Here is a 23,523-nt window from a genome sequence, read left to right on the forward strand (position 1 = left end):
GCCAACTACGGCCAAGCGATAGTTGACGTTTTATTTAGATAGCTATTGTAATCTTGCTACTCAATGCGCTCCAGATTCCCATTAGCGTCCATTTTGAACCTGGATTTAAGCTCTTCCTCATCTTCAGTGATTAAAGCCAAACGCCGGGCACGGTCCATAATCTGAATCAGAGCTTTATAATCATCATTTACAACACGATAGTCGGTCTGCACATCATTCACTTCTTTGGACAGCCGGTCATTAATGGAGCGAAGCTGATTTAATTCTTCTTCCTTTTCCCGCAAATCTTTCTCCAGCATCTTAATCTGCCGATTAGTCTCCTGCACAGATCCCTTCCATTGACGCAAGAAGCGAATTACAGCATCAATAGATAACGTATCTTCACTCGTGCCATCGGTTCTGTATCCCCCTTCGACTGTATCGAGCGTGGCAAAGGCCGCTACCTGCGATACACCTACTGGGCTCTGCTTGCGAATATAACTGCGCTTCTGGCGCTGCGCTTTGGCAATGCTAATCGCTTCATCGTAACGTTTGCGCACGCAGCTATTCCAACGAAAGCCGCATGCCGCAGAGGTTCTACCTATTTTTTGTCCAACCTCCTCAAACGCAGCGAGCTGTGTTCCACCTTCCCGGATATGCCGCAATGTCACCTCCGCCAATATCAAGTCATCTTCCGCACTCCATGCATCTTGTCTTATTGCAGTCATGCCTCTAGCCCTCCTAACAACATCCTGAAATAACCGTCTTCATGAACCGATCTTGCCGGTATTTGAATAGGGTATAAAAGCTGTTTATTCATTCCTATGCCTCTCGTAGAGTTCATAGAATCTATTTGATACTAAATTGTATTTCCATTTCTGCCAGAACTCATACGTGAAGTAAACAGTTTCGGGTTTCACGCATGCTCTGACTGCTGTACAATAAAATGAATGGTTAAAGAATAAAAAAGGATCATATACATTACCATTAGTCTTTTTCTGGAATACATAAAAGGGGAAACTAAATGAATAAACGAATAAAAATCGCGATCTGCACCCTGCTGGTCCTCATAATGATGCTGACTTCCATATATGTACGTCCTATTTTGGCCGCTCCCTCTCCTGAAGAAAATCAGATTTTACAAGATAGCCTGTCTATCGTGGAGATCGACCATGAAATCGAGCGGATTAGTCAGGAACAGCAGGCTCTTTTACAGCGTCAGCAGGAACTGCGTAGTAGTCTAGCTGATCAACAGGAGCAAATGAACCTACAACGTAAGCGTGCAGGTTCTGTGCTTCGATCTTACTATATGGGAGAAAGGGACAAGCTGCTGAGTGTAGTGCTAGGGGCTAAAAGTATAAAGCAACTTCTCTCTTTGTACGATTATTACTTATTATTGATTAGTCACGATCAGGATGTGCTTCAAGAATACGAATCCAATTATCAATTTATGCGAAAAACAGAGCAGCAAGTCGCCCAAGCCACGACGGAATTGGGGACGGTTAAAACAAACCTACTGGCACAACGTAAACGGATTCTCCAACTCCAGTCGCGTGTAGATGACGGCGTTAACGCCAGCGATAACCCTGATACTCTACGCAAGTTAATTGGCGAAATGACAGCTTATTGGGAGAATGTAGGGGTATACGAGGTAAATAAACACTTTAAAGCATTAGCTCAAGCGATGCAGGATTTACCCCAATTCATTCAACAACAGCAAGGTGCTATGATTACAAATGGAAAAATCATTACGATAAGCATTCGTGAAGAAGAATTTAACCGTTTTTTAAAGTCAGAGAATGAATTGTTTAATCACTTCAACTTTTTCTTCGTGCAGGATCAGATTGTGGTAGAAGGTCAGCAAGGAACGATGAAATTGAGGGTAGAAGGTCACTATACAGTAGAGAATGAACCCAAAAATGCCATTCTATTTCATGTAGATCGACTGGTATTTAACGGACTGGAATTGCCGGACACGACTCGCAACAAACTGGAAGAAGATTTTGATCTCGGCTTCTATCCACAGCAGCTTATATCATACGTCAAAGCTACAGAAGTACATGCTTTAAAAGGTATTCTTGAAGTTAAGCTCGAATTAAGTTTTAAGTAAGTTTTTGCTCACCTACATTGTTCTGATTTTTGATATGAACAAAACAAAAGACCTCGGGATGTTCCCGAGGTCTTCATTATTTGTAATAACGATCAGGGGTTATAACAGATCAGCTGCCAACTGCGCGAGCTTGGAGCGTTCTCCTTTTTCCAACATAATATGTCCGCTAATCCCTTCTTGCTTAAACCGCTCCACCACATAGGTCAAGCCATTACTGGCTGCATCTAGGTAAGGATGATCAATTTGCTCCGGATCTCCCATCAGAATGATTTTACTTCCCTCACCTACCCGAGACACAATCGTTTTGATCTCATGTCGTGATAAATTTTGCGCCTCATCGATAATAATAAATTGCCCAGGTATCGAACGTCCGCGAATATAAGTGAGCGCCTCAACCTGAATACTGCCCAAGCCCATCAAGATTTTGTCGATATCCCCAGATTTTTTGGCATCAAACAGATACTCCAGATTGTCGTAGATTGGCTGCATCCAGGGGCGAAGCTTTTCTTCCTTTTCTCCCGGTAAATAACCGATATCCTTGCCCATAGGAACAACAGGCCGAGCAATTAACAGTTTCTTGAAGCGATGCTCATCCTCTACTTTAAGCAACCCCGCCGCCAGTGCCAGTAGCGTTTTGCCTGTACCTGCTTTTCCAGTAATCGTCACAAGAGGGATATCATCATTAAGCAAAAGCTCCAATGCCATCCGTTGTTGAGCATTACGCGCGCTGATTCCCCACACCGATTCGTTACTTAAGTACAAAGGTTCTAATCGCTCTGCCTCCTGGTTTACTTTCAGCAATGCTGATTTTCCAGTGCCCATTTCATCTTTCAAAATAACAAATTCATGTGGATACAGTGTATAAGGTAGTTTCAGTGGTTTGATTGGTAAGAAACGGTTAGAGTAAAATTCATCTATGATGGACGGATGCACCTGTATCGCTGAGTATCCGGGGTACAACTCACTTGGATCGCCCGTTCTATCGGATAGGTAGTCTTCAGTCAGCAGCCCCAATACATCTGCCTTGATTCTGACTAATACGTCTTTACTAACCAACACCACCGAACGCGGATCAGATTGCTCCTGTTCTTCCAAATGATAATTTAAGGCAACTGCCAAAATCCGGTTATCGTTCGAAACCTCCCCGAACATCTCCTGGACTTTCAAAAAACTCCGGTGGTTTAACTCAACCTTAAGCCTTCCCCCTTGGGGAAGTGGAACGCCGCTGTGAAGATGCCCCACTTCTCTCAACCCGTCCAACAATCGCGATACATTACGGGCATTCCGTCCAATCTCATCCGCGTTGCGTTTTTTGGAGTCGATTTCTTCCAGAACAACAGCTGGAATAACAACTTCATGTTCTTTGAAGGTAAAAATGGCTTTCGGATCATGCAGTAGCACATTCGTATCCAGCACAAAAATTTTCTTCATTAAATCCCCTCCAAAGCGGCGTGGACAATCTCATGTTTCATACCTATACCTATTCACTGGCTACCCAATACTTGCTGATTCCCTGAAAAAAGAACCCCAAAACAGCATAATGCAACGAAAAGTGTAGCTGAAGATAGCCTCAGAGCCTGTACATTTTTAAAATTAGACACAAAAGGCCCAGTGATTGCTCACTGGACCTAGACTGGGTTCACTTTAAATTTAGACATACCTCAACCCCCTTATGCTATATAAGAGCTTTACTCGCTGCGAGTATAACATAAGCGGGGAAAAAGATACATACTCAGGAATTGGAAGAAGCTTCAGTGCTGTCGCTTGCTTTTTTGGCTAATTCCTCTTGTAGCGCTTGTTTGGCCAAATCGAGCTGTTGCTCATCAATGTACACATAAGGGCTACGCCACGTTCCTGATACAGGATTGTATTTTACATTTTGCTTGGAAATATTCCAATAGGTTTGTACGATATTTTTCATTTGCTGTGACTCGATATCAGTCATCATATTCTTATCAACCGATTTAATAATTGCACTAAACTTGGTCAAAGCATTAAAGGATTGCATTTGGTCAATTAGGGAATGAAGCACCTGATTTTGTCGCCGATTGCGATCAAAGTCGTCAGATTCAGCCGTTCTCGGACGACAATTCGACTTGCGGTAGCGAACAAAATCAAGAGCTTGGTCACCGTTCAAATGCTTGGCCCCAGCTGTCAAGTTAATATCGGTGCCATCAGCACGGTCTCGATAACACATATTTTTGTCAACCGTTACATCTACGCCACCTAGATTATCTACAACATCTCTAAAGCCCTGGAAGTTAATAACCGTTACATAATCAATATTAATGTTTAAATATTTGCCGATCATCTTCTTCATTTGCTCTTCAGCAACTTCACCAGAGTCTTTCTCTCTAGCCTTAAACACCGGATAATACTCATTCAGCTTGCGTGGTTTATACCCATCCATTTCTAGACGCGTATCACGAGGCAAGGACACAATGGTAGACGATTTTGTACTAGGGTTCAATGTAGCTACCATAATAACATCTGACAAATACGTCGGATGGTCAGGGCGATAGTCGGTTCCAAGCAATAAAATAGTCAAAGGCTTAGCCTCAGCCAGTTGCGTTTTGGGCACTTCCTTGTTGATTCCAGTATCCAAAACTTCCTCTACCTGATTGTAAATATAGTAGGTATAACCACCTGCTGCCAAGATACCTATAATGAGTAGAAATAAGACAAACTTCATAAACGATCTGAAAAAGCTTTTTTTCTTTTTCGTTTTTTTCGGTTTGGCGGATTTTTTCCCGCTTTGTGTCCGGGGAGGCAATCCATTCGAAAGATTACTCATGCTTCAACACCTTTTCCTGCGTTTTGAGAAATATAGCTTTCTCCAAGTTTACAATCCTAAAACACATACAGCGGCGCATCCCATTTCCGGGCGTCGCCGCTGTGGCCAAAGACCAATCCTATGAATTAACTATTTGCTTGTGCTGTTTTACGTTGTTTCTCCGCACGCTCGCGCTCACCTTTGTTCAAGATCTTTTTACGCAAACGAATGGATTTAGGAGTGATTTCACAATACTCATCATCATTCAGGTATTCAAGCGCCTGCTCCAGAGAGAAGATAACAGGTGTTTTCAATTTAACTGTATCATCTTTTGTTGCGGAGCGAACGTTTGTCAATTGTTTTTCCTTACAGATGTTAACGACAATGTCGTTATCACGTGTGTGCTCACCAACGATCATACCCTCATAAATTTCAGTCCCTGGCTCCAAGAACAAAATACCACGATCTTCTACGCCCAGCATACCATAAAATGTAGAGGTGCCGTTTTCCGTGGATACGAGTACACCTTGATGACGTCCACCTACTTGACCGCCAACAAATGGTCCATAGCTGTCAAATGCATGGTTCATTACACCGTAGCCACGAGTCAAAGTAAGGAAGTTTGTAGTGTAACCGATCAAACCACGTGCAGGGATCAGGAATTCCAAGCGAACCTGTCCAGTACCGTTATTAATCATGTTGACCATTTCGGCTTTACGGGAGCCCAGGCTTTCCATAACTGCACCCATGCTTTCTTCCGGAATATCAATGAGGAGACGTTCGATTGGCTCCATTTTTTTACCGTCAATTTCCTTAACGATAACTTCCGGTTTGGACACTTGCAGTTCGTAACCTTCACGACGCATGTTTTCAATCAGGATTCCCAAATGCAATTCACCACGTCCAGATACAATAAAGGCATCCGGGCTATCGGTTTCATCAACACGCAAGCTGACATCTGTTTCGAGTTCTTTCAGAAGACGCTCACGCAATTTACGAGATGTTACCCACTTACCATCGCGACCTGCGAATGGACTGTTGTTAACCAAGAAGGTCATTTGCAGTGTAGGTTCATCAATTTTCAGTACAGGCAACGCTTCAGGATGATTTGGATCGGCAATGGTTTCACCAATGTTGATGTCCTTAATCCCCGCGATCGCCACAATGTCACCAGCGCCTGCTTGATCGGTTTCAATCCGTTTCAGTCCTTGGAAGCCGAACAACTTCTCAATACGCGCTGATTTACTGCTGCCATCACGTTGGATAACTGTGACCGCTTGTCCCTGCTTGATAATACCGCGGTTCACCCGACCTACTGCAATTCGGCCCAGGTATTCGTTATAGTCCATCAGTGTTACGAGGAATTGAAGAGGCTCATCTACTTTCTCAGTTGGAGATGGAATATGCTCTACCACTGTTTCGTACAATGCTTGCATGTTGTCATCTTGCTTTTCAGCATCCAAGCTGGAGGTTCCGTTCAGTGCCGAAGCGTACACAACAGGGAATTCTAATTGATCATCATTTGCACCCAGCTCGATGAACAGATCCAGTACTTCGTCAATGACTTCTGCTGGACGAGCTGCCGGACGGTCAATTTTATTGACTACAACGATAGGCGTCAGATTTTGTTCCAGCGCTTTACGCAGTACGAATTTCGTTTGCGGCATGCAGCCTTCGTAAGCATCAACGACGAGCAAAACGCCGTCAACCATTTTCATGATCCGTTCCACTTCACCACCAAAGTCGGCGTGTCCCGGTGTATCTACAATGTTAATCAGGTAATCTTTGTAAGTGATAGCTGTATTTTTAGCCAAAATCGTAATACCGCGTTCACGTTCCAGATCGTTGGAGTCCATGGCGCGCTCCTGAACAGCCTCGTGTTCTCTAAATGTTCCAGACTGTTGAAGCAACTTATCGACAAGTGTCGTTTTTCCGTGGTCGACGTGGGCAATAATCGCAATATTGCGAATGTTCTCTCTTGCATGCATGGTTTGTATCCATATCCTTTCCGTATATCAAAATAGTGTCTCTATCCTGAAGCAATGCTCATTCAAGGCTAACAATCGTTCTTTAGGCCCACTCCCTGCCAGCCTTCTATATGTTTCAGGCTTTATACAGACAGCTTCTCTCTCCGATTCGCGTGAAAACCTTAAAATAAGCGTCAGAAATCATTCCGACGCTCTTTTCATATCCATTATATTATAGTAGAAATATGTCATAAAGCAAGACATTATTGCCTGTTCCGTAATTTACCGCCATGAAATCTGCACAGCTTGTCGGTTTACCAGTTGCGTTTGCTACGGTTGTTTATGACCAACCAGATTCCAGCTCCAATCAGCAAAACGGCGATAATATACATGATGCCTGTACTTAGCAAGGTAATAATTAATAATAGCACCGATATCAAGCCTAATAGCACGCTCCCTGTGTATACATTGCGAGAAAGCGAAATATCATTAATGGCATACTCCCATAATCCAATCGCCACACCTAGAAGGAACATAGGCCATAAGTAGACCATTAAATGCCATCCCCAAGTATTGCAGAGAAAAAAGAGGAAGCCGTATACCGACAAAATCCCTGCCGGCAGCAACATAAAGGGTGATACCTTGCGCATCATATACATTGCATGCAGCACGATTCCAGGTATTAAAATCAGCAAGGGCCAAAGGTTGCGTCCCAAGAAGGAGAACGTCCCCAATTTCCCCAACAAAATAATCAGTCCTACGGCAACAATGCCTACTCCGATCATACGCTCTTTTCCGGAATTCATCGTGGTCTCCTTTGTTTGCTGGATTTGTTTTTGAGTCATTAAATGTAGTTATTTTTAAGTACACTTTTATGAATATAGAGTTTTTACAAAAACCGAGCAAACTCCCCGGCATCTGCAAAACCCTATGTCTAGTTTAGCCGATGTTTTCCAAAAAAACCACGTTCAAATATGACGGGTCCGTAGCTGTCGATATATTCCTGCAATGACAACTGCTACGGCCAGCAAGAGAGGTAACCATGCATGTATAACCTCACCCATGACTGCTAACCATATGCCCAATTTGGGATCACGCAATAGCATTTCTCCTGCCGTAAAGGCCAGAATGGCAGATCCCAGCAGAACAAGGATCGGGAATCGATGAAGCCAGATTGCTATCACATTGCTGCCCCAGACGACAATCGGAATACTAATTGCGATACCAATGACTATAATAGCAATGTCCCCATTGGCTAGAGCTGCAATAGCTAACACGTTATCTAGACTCATCACAAAGTCTGCTACTAGTATCACTTGTATTGCCTTCCAAATGGTTGTTTCCGCTCTTACTCCTACATGATCATCATTCTCATACAGCAACTTGAATGCAATCCATAACAGAAGTAAACCGCCCGCCGCCTGAATAAAAGGTATGCCCAGCAAAATAACAGCTACAAAAGTCAACACACAGCGCAGAAGGACCGCACCGACTGCCCCCCACCATATTGCTTGACTTCGCTGCCTTGCAGGCAAGTTTTTGCTCGCCATGGCTATAACAACTGCATTATCACCGCTTAGCACCAAATTAATCATTAATATTTTCAATAGCAAAATGATATGCTCCATATGTACAAACACCCCCATCCTACATGTATGCGAAATTGGACGAGGCTATGCTTGCAGGCATTTCAAATAAGTCATCATTTATTAATAACTGATATCCAATTTGTTGAGTATATACCTTGAATTCAATAACAAACAGCAATATAATGAATCGTATTTCCGAAAAACGGGTATTAACATAAACAACATGCAATGTTTTTGAGGATGTTTAATCAGGGAGATGAGAACGATTGACATGTCTGTACTTCAGTTCTTTTGGCTATTGCTTAATGTAATATTTATTGACCTTCTACTCGCAGGAGATAATGCAATTGTAATTGGGCTTGCCGCCAGAAAGCTGCCTCCTGCAATGCAAAAAAAAGCGATTCTATACGGCACCGGGGGTGCCCTGCTCATCCGCATAGCAGCCACTATTGTGGTACTCTGGTTGCTCCAAGTACCGTGGTTGTTACTCATTGGGGGTGTGATGCTAGTCTGGATCGCGTATAAGTTGCTCGTGGACCAAGAGGATCATGCTGAAGTTAAAGCAGGCACAACGCTATGGGGTGCTATCCGCACCATTATTATCGCCGATGCGGCAATGGGTCTGGACAACGTGATTGCTGTTGCTGGCGCGGCCCAGCAACATTTGATACTTGTAGTACTGGGCCTGTTAATCAGTGTGCCGATCGTTGTATGGGGAAGCACTCTTTTTATCAAGCTGATCAACAAATTCCCATGGATCATCTATTTAGGATCGGCTGTGCTTGGTTATACGGCCTCTAATATGATCACTGAAGAACGTAAGCTGGCACCATACTTTACAGAGCATCCGGCGCTGCGTATCTTGTTTATTGCCACCGTTATGGCTGGGATCTTGCTCACAGGATATCTTCAAAATCGCAGAGCAGTAGCCCGTCGAGAAAAAGCCGTCTAAAAGAGTTTTCAAAAGCACAACCCAAATAAAAAGGCAGACCCAACACTGTTGCGGGTCTGCCTTTTTTATTAAAACCAATCTTCCTGTATAACTTCCTCTTTACGCCCCTCTATAGCTCCGCCTGCCTCAAGGACAACCGTCTCCGTTGTAGCTACAGCCTGATCGATTAAAGCATTTAAATCCCGAATAGAAGCTTCAATCTTCTGCACTACCCACAAATTCGGATTGGTCGTGGGAGATTTGGGAACAAACAATGTACAGCAATCCTCATACGGGAGAATGGATAAATCGTAGGTGCCAATTTGCTTAGCGATTTCTGTGATCTCCTGCTTATCCATCATGACGAGAGGTCGCAGCAAGGGGAGTTCCGTCGAACGACCAATCACATTCATGCTGGATAGCGTTTGACTAGCAACTTGACCCAGACTGTCGCCCGTCACGAGTGCCAATGCTCCTTCACGCTCTGCCAGCATCGTTGCAATTCGCAGCATAGACCGCCTCATTAGCGTAATAATCAAATTATCCTGCCCAGTGCGAGTAAAGGCCGTCTGCACCTCTGTAAACGGCACAAGGTGGATTTTGATTCGGCCCGCGTAGCCTGCTAATACTTTTGCCAAATCAATAACCTTTTCTTTCGCACGCTCACTTGTAAATGGATAGCTATAAAAATGTACACATTCGATTTCCAAGCCTCTACGCATGGATGACCATCCTGCTACCGGACTGTCAATTCCACCGGACAGCAGCAGCATAGCTTTGCCGTTCGTCCCTAACGGAAAGCCCCCTACAGCCATAATAACATCACTAAAAATATATGCCGCCTGCTCTCTTACCTCCACACGCAGCTCAATATTAGGTTGACGTACATCGACCCTCAGCGCCGGAAAATTCCGCAATAGAGGAGAACCAATTAAATGATTCATCTCTTGTGAAGAATGGGGAAACTCCTTCCATACTCTGCGGGCATTTACCTTGAATGTTGTTCCCTCGTCTACGTTCAGCTCATGCATTAAAGCTACAGCCGTCTCAATGATAGCATCCAACTCAACAGGAGCCATTTTGACAGGACTAATCGTCGTGATGCCAAACACCTTTTGCAATACTTGAATGATCTGTTCATAAGGCTCTCCCCCGAGAACCACATAAATCCGTCCAAATTCCTTGCGCAAAGAGGCACCTGGAAAGGGCTTAAGCAGCAGTTTTACGTGTTTCAGTACAGCCTTTTCAAAACGAGCACGATTCTTCCCTTTTAATGTAAATTCGCCGAAGCGAAGTAACAGCATATCATAGTGCATTTTAACGTTTCCACCTTTCAAGGGATTCCAGCTTGGCTACAGCCTGTCGAAGTGCGAGTATGAGCTCGTCGATATCCTGTTCCGTATGTTCATCACCAAAGCTGATACGAATGCCGCCGGCTGCTTCTGCCTCATTGCGGCCCATCGCCAGCAGTACCCGGCTGGGCTCGGCTAATTTTGAAGAGCAAGCCGATTTGGTGGACACTGCCACACCCAATTGCTCCAGCGTATGCAGCAGTACCTCGGCCTTCATGCCCGGATACGAAAAGTGGACAATATGCGGCGCTTCTTTCCCACTGTTCAGCCGCAGTTGTGGGATTGTTTTCAATTCTGCAGCCACTCGTTCTCTCCACTCAATCATGCGCTGTGCTGTCTCTGCTTGTCGTTCGCCCGCCAGCCGTACCGCCTTGGACATACCGACAAGCGATGGTACATTTTCGGTACCCGCACGAACCCCTTGCTCCTGAGAGCCGCCACTAAGCAGTGGGAAAAGCTCTACACCTTCTCGAACGAATAGCAACCCCACACCTTTGGGTCCACGTAGCTTATGCGCTGAAAGGCTATACAGATCAGCTTGCCACCCCCGGATATCAACCGGCAGCTTTCCAAACCCCTGTACACCGTCAATATGAAATAGGACACGAGGGAACTGTTTCTTCAGCGCAGCTCCGATATCATGCAACGGTTGCACTCTTCCCGTCTCATTATTGACATGCATGATACTAACTAAAATCGTATCTTTACGAACAGCTGCACAAACCTGTTCGGCAGTCACATGACCTTCCTCATCCACAGGTAAAAAAGTAACCTCAAAACCCAAATTTGTTAGCTGTTTGCATGCTTCATACACAGACGGATGCTCTGTCGATACAGTAACGATATGTTTGCCTCTAGTCTGATACTGCAAAGCTGCTCCCTTAACGGCAAGATTATTACTTTCCGTTGCCCCGGATGTGAAGACAATCTCTGAAGGAGATACTCCCAAAGCTGCAGCGCATACTTCGCGCGAGCGCTTAATCAACTTATCCGCGTCCTCTCCATACCGATGCATGGAAGATGGATTGCCATAATGGCGTCTCATTACCTCGGCAACGGTTGTAATCACCTCTTCAAAAGGCGGAGTTGTCGCGGCATAATCAAAATATTTCATCAAACTCCCCTTTCTGCCCCACAACTGCTACAACAAAAAAAGACCAAAACAGGGAAAGGCCGCTTCATTACAGCGACACCCTTTCCCCATATTGATCCTGTCTGCGGACCTAATCGAATTGAAATTACGCACTTTTATGCTATAAGCTATAGGGCTTAGATGGTATATTTTTCACGTGCATTCTGAATTTTGGAAATATATCTTTGCGTTTCTACCGGAAGCTTGTCCAGTACAGACATCAACTGCTCATCACTACTTACTCCAAGCCGCTGCACCCGTCCGGGACCTGCATTGTACGCAGCCAGCGCCATATTTTCCTGTCCGTTAAAACGTTTAATCTGGTAAGACAAATAGCGTACGCCAGCATCAATATTTTGTGCAGGATCATAGGGGTCACTAACTCCCAGACCTTGAGCTGTAGCATCCATCAACTGCATAAGTCCTTTGGCTCCGGCCGAAGAAGTAACCGATGGATTAAATGAAGATTCCGTATCAATAACTGCTTTAATCAAAGCTACCGGAACGCCGTATTTCTGACTTGCCTCATTAATCAAACTATCATACGCTGTAGCTTTTGTAGGTCCGTCCGTTGCCGCATTGGAAGAAGCCGGATAGACTGCCAATGGCGAAGCCGTTCCCCTCGAAGGTCCCAGTTGTAGCCAGAGCAAGCCGTTTTCATCTCTGGTAACATCGCCTGAATTTTCTTGGGTGACAGCATCATCTGTTTCCAGCTGACCTACTTGTTCCAGCAATCCAGAAAAAGCATCCGCTGTACCCGTCTGGGTCGTAGCACTCATATTATTTAACAGCTGCATGTCTAACATAGATTTGGACACGCGCGGATCAATTTGCATGTGGTGTTCCCAACTTTCTATAGTTGTTATATCCCAAATAGCTTGTCGTTATTGCTATGATACAACTTTTTACTATGTACTTCCATACTTTTTAATGAAAAAAAGCTCCGTTTCTGTCGAAAAGACAGCGGAGCTAAGATATCGGAACCTTTACCCAACAGGGTTAGCGCACAAACGGGATAAAAGCAAAATAACTCAAGGTTGCCAATGCGCCAAGACCAATCGACCAAATACCGGTTGTTTTACTGCCATTTACATAAGCAAAAAATCCTAAAACTGCCGCAATGGGTCCCAGCACAATAGACCACATAAACAATGATGCGATACCAGCAGCCAGCCCAATATAGCCGGAAATACGACCACTATTGTTTATAACCTGCTCTTCACCCTTGTTCTCATGTTTGGTCACAACTGGCGAGCCAGGAGCAACCTCTGCGGCATATTCCTCACGATGATGGCGGCGCTTGGCAGAGCGCTCCTGAACGTGACGAGGATAATCTACACGTTCACGGCTAACATGCTCTTCATTCTTATGCTTATCGTTTTCATGATCTTCCATAATTCCTGCACCTCCAAATGGAAATGAATCGCGTAATAAATCTACAGAGACTTCGGCTTAAAGGTGTGGCAACAGGTTGCAGCAGACGTTGCAGCCTTATCACGTTCTTCTGAACTAAAGCTTTCCCCCGCATATTCTTCTTTAAATTTTTTCCCGGCATGACCATCTACTTCAATCATGATCAAATCTGCCTTGCAAAAGTTGTTTTCTCCCCAATAATGGCAATTGGCTACACTGCACTTTACGATTGGCTTGGCCTCTTGGCTCATGATCATCACCTCGGATTCATTGTCCCCCCGCTCGTCTGCACCTATGCGTTCATGGCATATGGCAGTTGGTGACATACGAAAAAAGCCGCTTCCCTTCGTCTCCTCCAAACTGGCAGGAAACAAGTAGAAAACGGCTTGCTTGTCTTGTTTTAGTTTTTGATTAGAAATGAATTTCTGGATTGAATGCTTTAGGCATGAGTACGACGAGTCTGCATCCGGCGCTGTGTCAAATAATCACTTTCATAATAAGTCAGATCATCACGCAATTCTTCAAAATTTTTCGTAATGTCCATGATCACTTCGCGTGCGGCTGGCACAGGCGTTTTACGGAAGCGGATAGCATCTTGTCCCGTATAAGCATAGCGTCCGTCCTCTGCGTAAGATTCATTTTTGGGATAAAAAAAGCTGTTCACGCAGTCATGGTATACGTTATACAATGCCTTTTCCGCAAAATCGACGTCAAAGTTGGCACGGCGCAAAGCCACACCCAGCTTTTCATAGGATACTTCGGAAAAAACAAGGACATGGCGGAGATCCGATAAAAAACCTTTGTAAAAAAGTACAGACTCCTCATTGCCATCCACAGCCAGTTGCGGCAGAGCATGCTCATTGAGAAATGTTTCCACACGTTTTACGGCAGTTTTCAGTCTCTCCTGCGCCGACTCACATAATTTTTGTACGTTGACTGCTGACATCAAGGCAGCTCCCCCTTATTTGTTGCTTGTTCATCAATTTGGTTACCCGAAAATAGTCCCTTCTAACCGAAAGAGCTGTAATTTTCAGTATTTATCCTACCACAAATAAGCATTGAAAGGTATAAAAACATGCCAACCTCCTCACGCTAAACCATAAATTTATGAATACTTAAGGAGGACGGTTCATGTCTCGGCGAAAATGGTTAAAACCCCTGCTTGGAGCAGCTGCCGGGGTGCTTCTGATCACACTGATGCTGCCTTCACGCGATCACCGCCACACACCACAGCCCGAATATACGACCAAGATGGTACCACAGCAGGAGAAGCAGCTTAAAAAAGGAATGTTGGCTTTGGACCTGTCCGCTACAGATACCCTCACACGGATGGACGCAAGACAGGATATTCAATACGTAATGCGGGAGCTGAATGGTAAAACTGCCGATCAGAAAAGACAGTTCACCCACACATTGCAGCAATCACACAGTCATCTTCATACGCTCCAGTGGATTCACATTAGGGACGGAAAGACTAACACCTATACAGGTAGCAAAGCACAGACAAGTCTGCTAAGCCATCCTCAAATTCAAAGCAGCTTGGCTGCAGCTCGTCGTTCCGTCACGCAAAATAAATCCTATGAATCGGCTGCTTTTCAGGTTGAAGGCGGTAAATATTTCGTCATGGCTGAACCATCGGCTGACGGAACATGCGGTGTTGCTGCTCTAGTCAGTCAGCAAGTATTGCGTGACGTGGAGAAGCACCAGCGCAAAAATTTGCGTTTAATTCCCTATCCAAAAGAAGGTAGCTACAAAATCGAATCCGTACATCCCGACACATTGCACGATATCACGGTCAAAACGGGACACGACAACGAAAATGCAAGCCATTATTTTGAAAACGAAATTGTGGTTCGCTTCCGTCACAATCCTGATTCACGACAACTGCAGGAAATTGCAGCAGACTTACATTGTGAGCCAGGTCGCAAGCTTGGTTATACTTATGTATTTCATTCGGATAAGATGAACTTTAAAGAGCTAAAGCAATACTTTTCACGAAAGTGGAATCCACTTTATGCTGAGCCTCACTATGTGTATCTGACTAATGAGAAAGCACCTATCAAAGCGGACAGCTCTATTCCTAATGATCTGCTTTTTTCTCGCTATCAATGGAACCTGCCTGCTACCGAAACCAACAGAGGTTGGAAACTAAGCAAAGGCAGCAAGGATGTAATTGTCGCGGTTGTAGATACAGGAGTGGATTTGGATCATCCTGATCTAAAAGGTCAAATTCTTTCAGGGCATAACGTGGTCAACCCGTCTGAAAAGCCTTATGATGACGTCGGTCACGGAACGCATGTCGCTGGCATCATTTCTGCGCTCGTAAATAACGGTGAGGGAGTCGCCGGTATGACGTGGTACAACAAGGTCATGCCGATCAAGGTACTTGACCAATCTGGCTCCGGTACGACTTACTCGGTTGCAGAAGGTATTATATGGGCAGCTGATCACGGGGCCAAGGTCATCAATTTGAGTCTCGGCAACTATGCACAAGCTTCATTTTTGCATGATGCAATCAAATACGCTTATGACAAAGATGTTGTATTAGTTGCAGCCACAGGCAATGATAATACGGAGCGACCTGGTTATCCAGCAGCATACCCTGAAGTATTTGCCGTTTCTGCTACAGATTCTTCTATGCACCGCGCATCCTTTTCTAACTACGGCGATTACGTGGACGTCATGGCTCCAGGTGCAAGTATTGCCAGTACGTATCCAGGGAATCAATATGCTGCGCTGTCGGGTACTTCAATGGCCAGTCCACATGTATCAGCGCTAGCTGCCCTGATTCGATCCATTAACCCTGATCTAACCAATAAAGAGGTAATGGATTTAATGAGAGACAGCGTAATTGATTTGGGCACACCAGGACATGACAAATATTTTGGGTATGGTCAAATCGACGTGTATAAAGCATTGAAAGCAGCACAACGTCCGTATGTTCCCCTGCAATTCTATCCACAGCATTTCAGTGACAAGTTAAAATCCCTATTGAGGAAACTGGAAGCCTAGGATACCCCAGAAAAAGCAGCCATGTTGCTCCATGGCTGCCTTTTTAGGCTTTCTTAACGCTTGGAACTGGTACGGACAGGCCGCTTTCCATGACTGCGAGTATGACAGCATGGGTCACCAGGATCCTTGACAACCACCGGAAATACGTGGTGGGGCACAGGTATAACATGCGCCTGATTGATAATTTCAATCGGATGAACAACAGGCACCACCTGTGGGTAAAATTGATGATTTACAAATTGGATCGGCGGGCACACAACCGGGTCGTAATGGCAATGACTCATAATGTGCAACTCCTTTCGGTGAATTAGTACAGCATATTAAGAAGGCGTATGCTGTGCTTGGATGTTTACCCCCTAATACATTTATCCCTTATAAAATAGGCTTTCGTTCCACAATGACCGAATGATCAAGAATTTCGCCCAACATACGACATAGCTTGCGCAGACCTGATTTAAGTGTTTCCTTGTCCGCATACGAAAAAGAAATACGGATATGATTACTATCCATACCACCTGCATAGCACACCGCACCAGGCAAAAAGGAAATGCCTTCACGGTCAGCTACCCGCTCCAATTCTGGAATATCCACCATAGAGGGAAGTTTAATCCATAGATTGAGACCACCTTCAGGAGCATACCAGGCAACCTCTGGCGGAGCATAGCGCTGGAGCGTATTCAATGCGACAGTTAGACGATCACGAATTTGTTCTCGCAATGAAACAAAATGCTGATCAAGTCGATTTCTGATAAAGGGTAGCAGTGCTTTTTGCGTTAATAGAGGGCTTCCCAAATCCGTAGTTGACTTGGCAGCCACTAAACGATCCATTACGCTCCCAGTTGCCGCTACACAAGCTATACGGCAACCGGGAGCAACAGTTTTACTGAAGCTTTTGATATAGACAACATGCCCGGATTGATCATGCGCCTTGATAGAAAGCGGTGGTTTTGCTTTGTAATACAGGTCGGAAAATGGATCATCCTCAACAATGAGACAGTGATAACTTTGAGCCAGATCTAGTAATTGTGTGCGTCTGGCCATCGTCAAAGTTACACCGGTAGGATTATGAAAGGTAGGTATCGTATAGATCAATTTTGGGGGATGGGTATCACAGAGACGTGTCAAAATATCAATCCGCATCCCCTGCTCGTCCATCGGAATCATAATTACTTTGGCACCACGACTAGTGAACACATCAATGGCCCCAGTATAGGTAGGAGCTTCCATGTAGACCACATCTCCCGGGCCAACAAACGTACGCGCCACTAGGTCAATCCCCTGTTGAGCTCCGCTGGTCACAAGCAGTTGCTCTGCCACTGTAGGTATACCACGTTCACTCAAGTGGTCTGCAAACACTTCTCTTAGTTCTAAATCACCTTCAAAAGTCCCATATGCAGCCATTACATCGGAATGTTCAGAGGATAAACGTTGAGTATCTGCGATGATTTCGCGCGTGGGAAGAAGCTCCGGTTGTATTGCGGCTATATGAAAAGAATAGGTAGCCTTTCGGCTATGATTAAAGTTTCTCCATAACTGCGCGCGCGGCAAATAATCGATGAGCGACATCTGCCAAGACAAATCCTGCGTCCGCTCACGATAAATCGGTACTGAAGCTTCCGCCACATAGCAACCTTTTCCCTGTGTACACGTAACCAGATTCATGGACTCCAGCTCGGCATACGCTTTGCTTACAGTTACAGGACTCACCGCAAGCAGACTGGACAGATGACGGATAGAGGGAAGCTTGGTACCTTGAGGTAGGAGCCCTGACTGAATGCGATCCGCTAATGTTTTGGTAATCTGTAAATATAATTTGACACTGCTGTTGCGGCTGAGATCAATATGCATCGGAACCCTTCCCTCCAAAAATCAACTGTTACATTTAGACGTTTACTGTTATACTTCATTATCGATATAATACAACAAATTTCTTAGCACAGTATAGAACACAGGAGATGATTGGATTGGAATACAAATTTTCGGGTATGGCTCGTACTCAGGGCTCGTCCATGGTAAGGGACATTTTGAAGCTGACACAGGGAACAGATGTATTATCTCTCGCAGGTGGCCTTCCGGCCGATGCCTTCTTTCCCGTCGAAGCGGTTGCTAAAGCCTATGAGCGGGTATTCCGCCTCGGCGGTACTACCGCACTTCAATACGGCCTAACCGAGGGATACATTCCTCTACGGGAACGTCTGGCAGCAATCATGTCATCCCAAGGCATCTCCGTCACCAGAGATAACATCCTCATGACAACAGGCTCGCAGCAGACCATTGATCTAGTTTCACGTGTGTTGCTTGATCCGCAGGATACTGTATTGGTGGAGTCCCCTACTTATTTGGCAGCTCTTCAGGTATTCAATTCCTATGGCGCTAACATTGTAAGTGTAAATACAGACGCTAACGGTATGCAATTAGATGATCTTGAGGCCAAAATCAAACTGCATCAGCCAAAATTTGTGTATGTCATCCCTACCTTCTCCAACCCAGCAGGAAGTGTATGGAGTATGGAACGCAGAACAGGTGTTGTTGAGCTATGCCGTAAATACGGAACTTTAATTTTTGAAGACGATCCTTACGGGCGACTCAAATTTGATGAGAACCTTAACTTCCCATCCCTATTTTCTATTGATCAACAGCTAGGTGGCGACGGTCATGTAATGTACACTTCTACATTCTCTAAAACTGTCGCTCCAGGTGTTCGCTCTGGATGGTTGGTGGCCGATCAAGCGATCGTCGTTAAGACCGCGAATGCCAAACAATCTGCTGATTTGCACTCCAGCAGTATTGACCAGCGTGCTTTGAATGAACTGTTGGACTTCTTTGATTTGGAGGGACATATACGTACCGTGTCCGCTGAGTATCACACTCGTATGCTGCGTCTTACATCGTTAATGAAAGAACGCCAATGGGAAGGAATCACTTGGAATGATGCACTTGGTGGCATGTTTATGTGGGTTACCTTACCTGAAGGCTTCCGTTCTGAGCAGTTGCTGCAACTCGCGATTCAGGAAGGAGTCGCATTTGTGCCTGGACAAGTTTTCTATGCTGACCTGAGCGGCAGCAACCATATGCGAATCAACTTCACGCATACCGATCCAAGCCTGCTTCCAAAAGCAGTTGACCGATTGGATCGGGCGTTGAAGATGTATATGGAGGAAAATGTAGTAAGAAACGCGCGTTAATAGAGTGCTGATTGCAAGTCTCATCCTCGCACGTTTATACGACACAGGATTTGTAAGTCAAAAAAACAGAATGAAGCCTCCAGTGCTATGCTGGGGGCTTCATTCTATAAATGTACGGATTTTGCGCAATCCGGCTGTGCATTAAAAAGGGTGCTTCATCATTCCCACAGGAATATGACGCACCCTTTTTAATGCAATAAATACATTTGGATTAAAGATTTCTCATGCAAACAGGTCATTAATAAAATAGATTCATACATTTTAAGGTGTTGCAGTGGGGAAAGTTTTCCGTAAGCCGGGTTCTGTGCTATTCGTGGTACAGACGGGAACTACCCTCCCACTAAAAGCGACAATCATCTATCTAGGCCGAACATTGCTATCCAGCTCCAGCGACCAACCTAGACACACCTCGGGCTAAGGCTGCTTCGCGAAGAAGCTGTGTCCCTTTAGGTCTTGCTCCAGATGGGGTTTACCAGGAACGAAGTCACCAGCGTTCCTCGGGGTCTCTTACACCTCGGTTCCATCCTTGCCTGTGCCGCAAGCGGCCATCGGCGGTCCATTTCTGTGGCACTATCCTTCAACTCGCGCTGACTGGACGTTATCCAGCATCCTGCCCTATGGAGCCCGGACTTTCCTCTCGTGGCTTACGCCACCAGCGATTGTCTGTTAAACTTTCCGAACAACATTACATAGTATACAGGGAACGCGTGCATGATACAACCCTGAAAATATTGTAAATTATAGAGCACTCTTTTTACTTGCTCAAATAAAACGGATGTACCTTTCTCTGTAATGAATCATCTGCCACGTAATAAGCAGATCTTCCCACGTATAACGGAATTGAAAGCTTACTAAAATCAGGAACGTCCTCATCTAGGAATAGTTCATCATCCCGGTAGGTCTGCTGTATTTCGCCGACAATCCAGTCATGATCTCCGTAGGTATGAATATCCACTACTTTACACTCATAAGCGAGATACGCTTCCAGCAATATAGGCACATCCACTGAAATTCCGTCTTCATATGCAATCCCAAACTGCTGAAACTTATCTACATCTCTACCACTAAAGGTACCTACAGCCTGAATCCATTCCGATCTGTGCGCAGGCAGAAACTGAACACCAAAGCCTCCGCTTTTCTTAATCAGTCCGTAAGAATACGTTTCCTTCCTCAATGAAATGCCATACATGCCCGGTGATGATCCGATATATGTATGCCAGCCTGAGGCCATTACATTATTTACTCCCTCATAACGGGAAGTAACAATTGCAACCATGCCTGGATAGGCATGAATCGCAGAATCGGCTATCATCGTTCGCATACAACCTCTCCCTACGAAAAAATGTAATAGTACGCCTTTATTTTCTCATAGATGTGAAGGTTTTACAAAAATTGAAAAGGTTCGGTGTCCACTTCTGATACATATACTTCCGTTGAGTATCGACCTTCTGCCAAGCGTTTGCGCATCCATTCTGCGGTTTTAGGCTTCATAATCTTTTCTGCGTTATGTCCAGGGTCAATAATAGCAATGCCTGCCATCAGGGCATCGTGAGCCGTGTGATAGTCGATATCCCCCGTCACTAATACGTCAGCGCCTTTAAAAAGCGACTTATTTACATAGCGACTGCCAGAGCCTCCAAGCACGGCTGCTTTTTTGATCCAACGGTCCAAGTCACCCACCACACGTACATGCTCAACGTTGAGACCGTTTTTAACAACATCTACAAACTCCCGCAACGTGCGGGCTTCCTTGAGCTTGCCCACTCGTCCCAATCCAAAGGTACGGCCTTTCAAATCCATAGAGTAAAGGTCATAAGCCACCTCTTCATAAGGATGAGCCTTCAGCATCGCTTGGACAACTTTATTGCGTACACCCTGCGGTACAATAGTCTCAATACGAACCTCTTCACTACGTTCCATTTTACCTGGCTCACCCAAAAACGGCTGTGTGCCTTTACCCGGTACAAAAGTTCCATAACCATCGATGTTAAAGCTGCAATGGCTGTAGTTACCGATATGTCCAGCTCCCGCATTCAGTACGGCATCCAGTACACGTTGATGATGTGTTTTGGGTACGAAAACGACAAGCTTAAATAATTGCTCGGTGTGAACATCCTCCAGCGTACCTTCACTTTGAATACCCAGTGCTTCTGCCATCCAATCATTCATGCCATCCTCTGCCGTATCCAGATTCGTATGACTGATGTAGACAGCAATATCATTCTTGATCAGCTTTTCATACAATCTGCCTGCAGGCTGGTCCGTGTTCAAAGCTTTAAGTGGGCGGAATATAATCGCATGATGCGCAATAATGAGATCAGCTTTTATGCGGATCGCCTCTTCAACAACCTCATCATTGACATCCAGGGCTACTAATATGCTTTTGATTTCCTTTTGCAGGCTACCCAGTTGAAGACCAATTTTATCGTCTGGAACTGCCAAGTATTTCGGAGCCAGCTGCTCCATATAGCTAATTACTGTCTGTCCTTTGGCAAACATGCAAGTACCTCCTTCAGCTGTTCAATTTGCTTGCGCAATTGCTCCTGCTTATGCTGCGCGGATTCCTGATCTGACCGTGCCACTTGCGCCAGCACATCCTGAAGCTTGCGAATCTCCAATTGCCATTTAGAAAAAAAGATTTCATTGGGTGCTTTGACCAATAACGGTCCGAGTAGTATCAACAAATCCTCTGTCAGCACCAGCGAACTACCAGGAAGTTCCCATGGCCGATACAGCTCGTCCTGTTTCAGTGCGCTTTCGGAAGCAGGTACTGCTGTCAGAACTTCATATATTTTACCGTCTTCTTCCATAATATGTTCGTTTATTAATACCCATTGATGCTTGATTAGCCAGCGTCGTAAAATATCCTCGCCTACGTTGGGCTGTAAAACAAGCTGTTTCACTGAAACAAGCTTGTCTTTCCCTTGCTCCAAAATGGAAGCGATCAAGGCACCACCCATGCCCGCTATCGTAATAACATCTACCTCATTGACCTTAACTACAGCCAAGCCATCCCCTTTTCTAACCGCAATGCGATCTGTAAGGCCTGCTTCAGCCACCTGCTTTTGAGCCGCACGCAATGGTCCATCGTTGACCTCACCCGCTACGGCTTGTGATACTCTGCCAGAGCGCACTGCAGCCACAGGGAGTAATCCGTGATCCGAGCCAATATCAGCCAGTCTGCTACCGGCAGGAATTTGTTCCAAAATATATTGTAATCGCTGAGAAAGTTTCATGACGTCACCCACGTAATCCATTTTTTTCGAGTCCAAAATAAAATCCCTACGACAAAAGCCAACTTCAGTATGCTAAAAAACATCACTTCGCCTGCTGCTTGATGGCGCAGGACGACCGTGTCTGCTTCCGCCATAAACACAAGGGTCAGTCCTATAGTAAAATAAACCAACGCGAGACGGGGAAAGCGGCGATGTACCCACCAGCTTAATCCAATCAACAATACTGCGTGTAAAATCCAAAATACCTCAAGCATCACTAAAGTAGCTGTAGGCCAATAGCGGCCTATAAGCACCGCATACACTAAAAGCAGCCCAGCAAGACCACAGTAATGAAGCAAGCTGATGCGCAAAGTTAATCCTACGAGACACCATATCAAACCGCACAGGCCCACCAGCACTAGAAACCAAACCTTAGCTTCACCCTGATGAAGCTGAATGATCCATACACCTGAACCCAGCATAATTGCACTGCCTAAAGTGCTCAACATTGCACTCATACTCTTTTCGGAAGACCGCCAAACCGCGGCCATTCCATAGCAAATGGCAGTAACTGCACTTGCCGAGCATATTTGCATTGCCAACGGAAAAGCGGTAAAATAAAAACCGATCAAACAAATGCAGGAAATAATGACAAAACCAAGAAGCCAGGCGATCCCATGCCCGTGTCTAAGATATGTAAGCAGCCCAGTGTTGTTACGGTTCTGGCTTTGTGCCGGATTTTCATCGTCCCGATACAGGTTGGATAGAAAATCGCAATATTGCTCAGGGAGCAGTCGACTCTGCCGCCAATGCTCAATTTCATGTAACAGTATTGTCCGTTTTTTCTCCTGGTCCAAGCTTCTTC

22 protein-coding genes and 1 other RNA gene are annotated in these 23,523 nt (G+C 45.1%); 4 read left to right on the forward strand and 19 right to left on the reverse strand.

What is annotated here, in order from left to right:
- Positions 1-56: 56 nt before the first annotated feature.
- Positions 57-707 carry an RsfA family transcriptional regulator gene (locus tag ACH59B_RS16490; protein ID WP_016821557.1) on the reverse strand — a complete coding sequence of 217 codons (651 nt, stop codon included), beginning with the start codon at positions 705-707 and terminating at the stop codon, positions 57-59.
- 296 nt (positions 708-1,003) lie between these two features.
- Between ACH59B_RS16490 and ACH59B_RS16495 the strand changes: the two genes are divergently transcribed.
- On the forward strand, positions 1,004-2,089 hold the full coding sequence (locus tag ACH59B_RS16495) for a coiled-coil domain-containing protein (protein WP_404302148.1): 1,086 nt from the start codon (positions 1,004-1,006) through the stop codon (positions 2,087-2,089).
- A 99-nt stretch (positions 2,090-2,188) separates the two neighbouring features.
- Here the strand turns inward: ACH59B_RS16495 and ACH59B_RS16500 are convergent, their stop codons facing one another.
- The 5 genes from ACH59B_RS16500 to ACH59B_RS16520 all read right to left on the reverse strand — a co-directional run bounded on the left by ACH59B_RS16500 (position 2,189) and on the right by ACH59B_RS16520 (position 8,457).
- The gene (locus tag ACH59B_RS16500) at positions 2,189-3,520 is read right to left on the reverse strand and encodes a PhoH family protein (RefSeq protein WP_019688036.1); all 1,332 of its coding nucleotides are present in this window, start codon (positions 3,518-3,520) and stop codon (positions 2,189-2,191) included.
- 301 nt (positions 3,521-3,821) lie between these two features.
- Entirely contained in the window at positions 3,822-4,883 is a 1,062-nt protein-coding gene (locus ACH59B_RS16505; protein WP_016821561.1) for an LCP family protein, read from the reverse strand.
- A gap of 125 nt (positions 4,884-5,008) precedes the next feature.
- Positions 5,009-6,850 (reverse strand): translational GTPase TypA, encoded by a 1,842-nt coding sequence (gene typA, locus ACH59B_RS16510; RefSeq protein ID WP_016821562.1) that lies wholly within the window; start codon positions 6,848-6,850, stop codon positions 5,009-5,011.
- Between the two features lie 293 nt (positions 6,851-7,143).
- A complete protein-coding gene (locus ACH59B_RS16515; RefSeq protein WP_016821563.1) occupies positions 7,144-7,635 on the reverse strand; it encodes a hypothetical protein in 492 nt (163 codons plus the stop codon).
- Positions 7,636-7,797: 162 nt separating this feature from the next.
- Positions 7,798-8,457 (reverse strand): TerC family protein, encoded by a 660-nt coding sequence (locus tag ACH59B_RS16520; RefSeq protein WP_025365349.1) that lies wholly within the window; start codon positions 8,455-8,457, stop codon positions 7,798-7,800.
- A 217-nt stretch (positions 8,458-8,674) separates the two neighbouring features.
- On the opposite strand from ACH59B_RS16520, the gene ACH59B_RS16525 reads away from it, so the two are divergent.
- Entirely contained in the window at positions 8,675-9,370 is a 696-nt protein-coding gene (locus ACH59B_RS16525; protein WP_016821565.1) for a TerC family protein, read from the forward strand.
- Between the two features lie 68 nt (positions 9,371-9,438).
- Here ACH59B_RS16525 and thiI read toward each other — a convergent pair whose 3' ends face one another.
- The 6 genes from thiI to ACH59B_RS16555 all read right to left on the reverse strand — a co-directional run bounded on the left by thiI (position 9,439) and on the right by ACH59B_RS16555 (position 14,192).
- Positions 9,439-10,665, reverse strand: coding sequence for a tRNA uracil 4-sulfurtransferase ThiI (gene thiI / locus ACH59B_RS16530; RefSeq protein WP_243537549.1), 1,227 nt, complete (start codon positions 10,663-10,665; stop codon positions 9,439-9,441).
- Between the two features lies 1 nt (position 10,666).
- A complete protein-coding gene (locus ACH59B_RS16535) occupies positions 10,667-11,815 on the reverse strand; it encodes a cysteine desulfurase family protein (RefSeq protein WP_117289016.1) in 1,149 nt (382 codons plus the stop codon).
- 155 nt (positions 11,816-11,970) lie between these two features.
- Entirely contained in the window at positions 11,971-12,669 is a 699-nt protein-coding gene (locus ACH59B_RS16540) for a lytic transglycosylase domain-containing protein (RefSeq protein ID WP_016821568.1), read from the reverse strand.
- 163 nt (positions 12,670-12,832) lie between these two features.
- Complete coding sequence (locus tag ACH59B_RS16545) at positions 12,833-13,228, reverse strand: hypothetical protein (RefSeq protein WP_016821569.1); 396 nt, start codon at positions 13,226-13,228, stop codon at positions 12,833-12,835.
- A 41-nt stretch (positions 13,229-13,269) separates the two neighbouring features.
- Positions 13,270-13,497 carry a DUF1540 domain-containing protein gene (locus ACH59B_RS16550; protein ID WP_025365350.1) on the reverse strand — a complete coding sequence of 76 codons (228 nt, stop codon included), beginning with the start codon at positions 13,495-13,497 and terminating at the stop codon, positions 13,270-13,272.
- Positions 13,498-13,685: 188 nt separating this feature from the next.
- Positions 13,686-14,192 (reverse strand): YpuI family protein, encoded by a 507-nt coding sequence (locus ACH59B_RS16555; RefSeq protein ID WP_016821571.1) that lies wholly within the window; start codon positions 14,190-14,192, stop codon positions 13,686-13,688.
- Between the two features lie 185 nt (positions 14,193-14,377).
- Here ACH59B_RS16555 and ACH59B_RS16560 point away from each other — a divergent pair, with 185 nt between their 5' ends.
- On the forward strand, positions 14,378-16,258 hold the full coding sequence (locus tag ACH59B_RS16560; RefSeq protein ID WP_039276131.1) for a S8 family peptidase: 1,881 nt from the start codon (positions 14,378-14,380) through the stop codon (positions 16,256-16,258).
- A 53-nt stretch (positions 16,259-16,311) separates the two neighbouring features.
- Here the strand turns inward: ACH59B_RS16560 and ACH59B_RS16565 are convergent, their stop codons facing one another.
- Together ACH59B_RS16565 and ACH59B_RS16570 are read right to left on the reverse strand one after the other, a co-directional pair.
- Positions 16,312-16,542 (reverse strand): hypothetical protein, encoded by a 231-nt coding sequence (locus ACH59B_RS16565; protein WP_013372124.1) that lies wholly within the window; start codon positions 16,540-16,542, stop codon positions 16,312-16,314.
- Positions 16,543-16,630: 88 nt separating this feature from the next.
- Positions 16,631-18,106 carry a PLP-dependent aminotransferase family protein gene (locus ACH59B_RS16570; RefSeq protein ID WP_045244387.1) on the reverse strand — a complete coding sequence of 492 codons (1,476 nt, stop codon included), beginning with the start codon at positions 18,104-18,106 and terminating at the stop codon, positions 16,631-16,633.
- A 116-nt stretch (positions 18,107-18,222) separates the two neighbouring features.
- Here ACH59B_RS16570 and ACH59B_RS16575 point away from each other — a divergent pair, with 116 nt between their 5' ends.
- Positions 18,223-19,443 (forward strand): PLP-dependent aminotransferase family protein, encoded by a 1,221-nt coding sequence (locus tag ACH59B_RS16575; protein ID WP_019688045.1) that lies wholly within the window; start codon positions 18,223-18,225, stop codon positions 19,441-19,443.
- Positions 19,444-19,719: 276 nt separating this feature from the next.
- Here the strand turns inward: ACH59B_RS16575 and rnpB are convergent.
- The 5 genes from rnpB to ACH59B_RS16600 form a co-directional block, all read right to left on the reverse strand.
- An RNA gene (gene rnpB, locus ACH59B_RS16580) (RNase P RNA component class A) lies at positions 19,720-20,118 on the reverse strand.
- Positions 20,119-20,197: 79 nt separating this feature from the next.
- Complete coding sequence (locus ACH59B_RS16585) at positions 20,198-20,764, reverse strand: flavin reductase family protein (RefSeq protein ID WP_016821575.1); 567 nt, start codon at positions 20,762-20,764, stop codon at positions 20,198-20,200.
- Between the two features lie 62 nt (positions 20,765-20,826).
- Positions 20,827-21,942, reverse strand: coding sequence for a Nif3-like dinuclear metal center hexameric protein (locus tag ACH59B_RS16590; protein WP_016821576.1), 1,116 nt, complete (start codon positions 21,940-21,942; stop codon positions 20,827-20,829).
- Positions 21,918-22,679, reverse strand: coding sequence for a tRNA (adenine(22)-N(1))-methyltransferase (locus ACH59B_RS16595; RefSeq protein ID WP_404302155.1), 762 nt, complete (start codon positions 22,677-22,679; stop codon positions 21,918-21,920). Before ACH59B_RS16595 ends, ACH59B_RS16590 begins: the two co-directional genes overlap by 25 nt.
- Complete coding sequence (locus ACH59B_RS16600) at positions 22,676-23,515, reverse strand: hypothetical protein (RefSeq protein WP_016821578.1); 840 nt, start codon at positions 23,513-23,515, stop codon at positions 22,676-22,678. The genes ACH59B_RS16595 and ACH59B_RS16600 overlap by 4 nt, the downstream gene beginning before the upstream one ends.
- Between the last annotated feature and the right edge of the window lie 8 nt (positions 23,516-23,523).

It is taken from the genome of Paenibacillus sp. DP01 (assembly GCF_044784315.1).
Taxonomy (GTDB): domain Bacteria; phylum Bacillota; class Bacilli; order Paenibacillales; family Paenibacillaceae; genus Paenibacillus; species Paenibacillus polymyxa.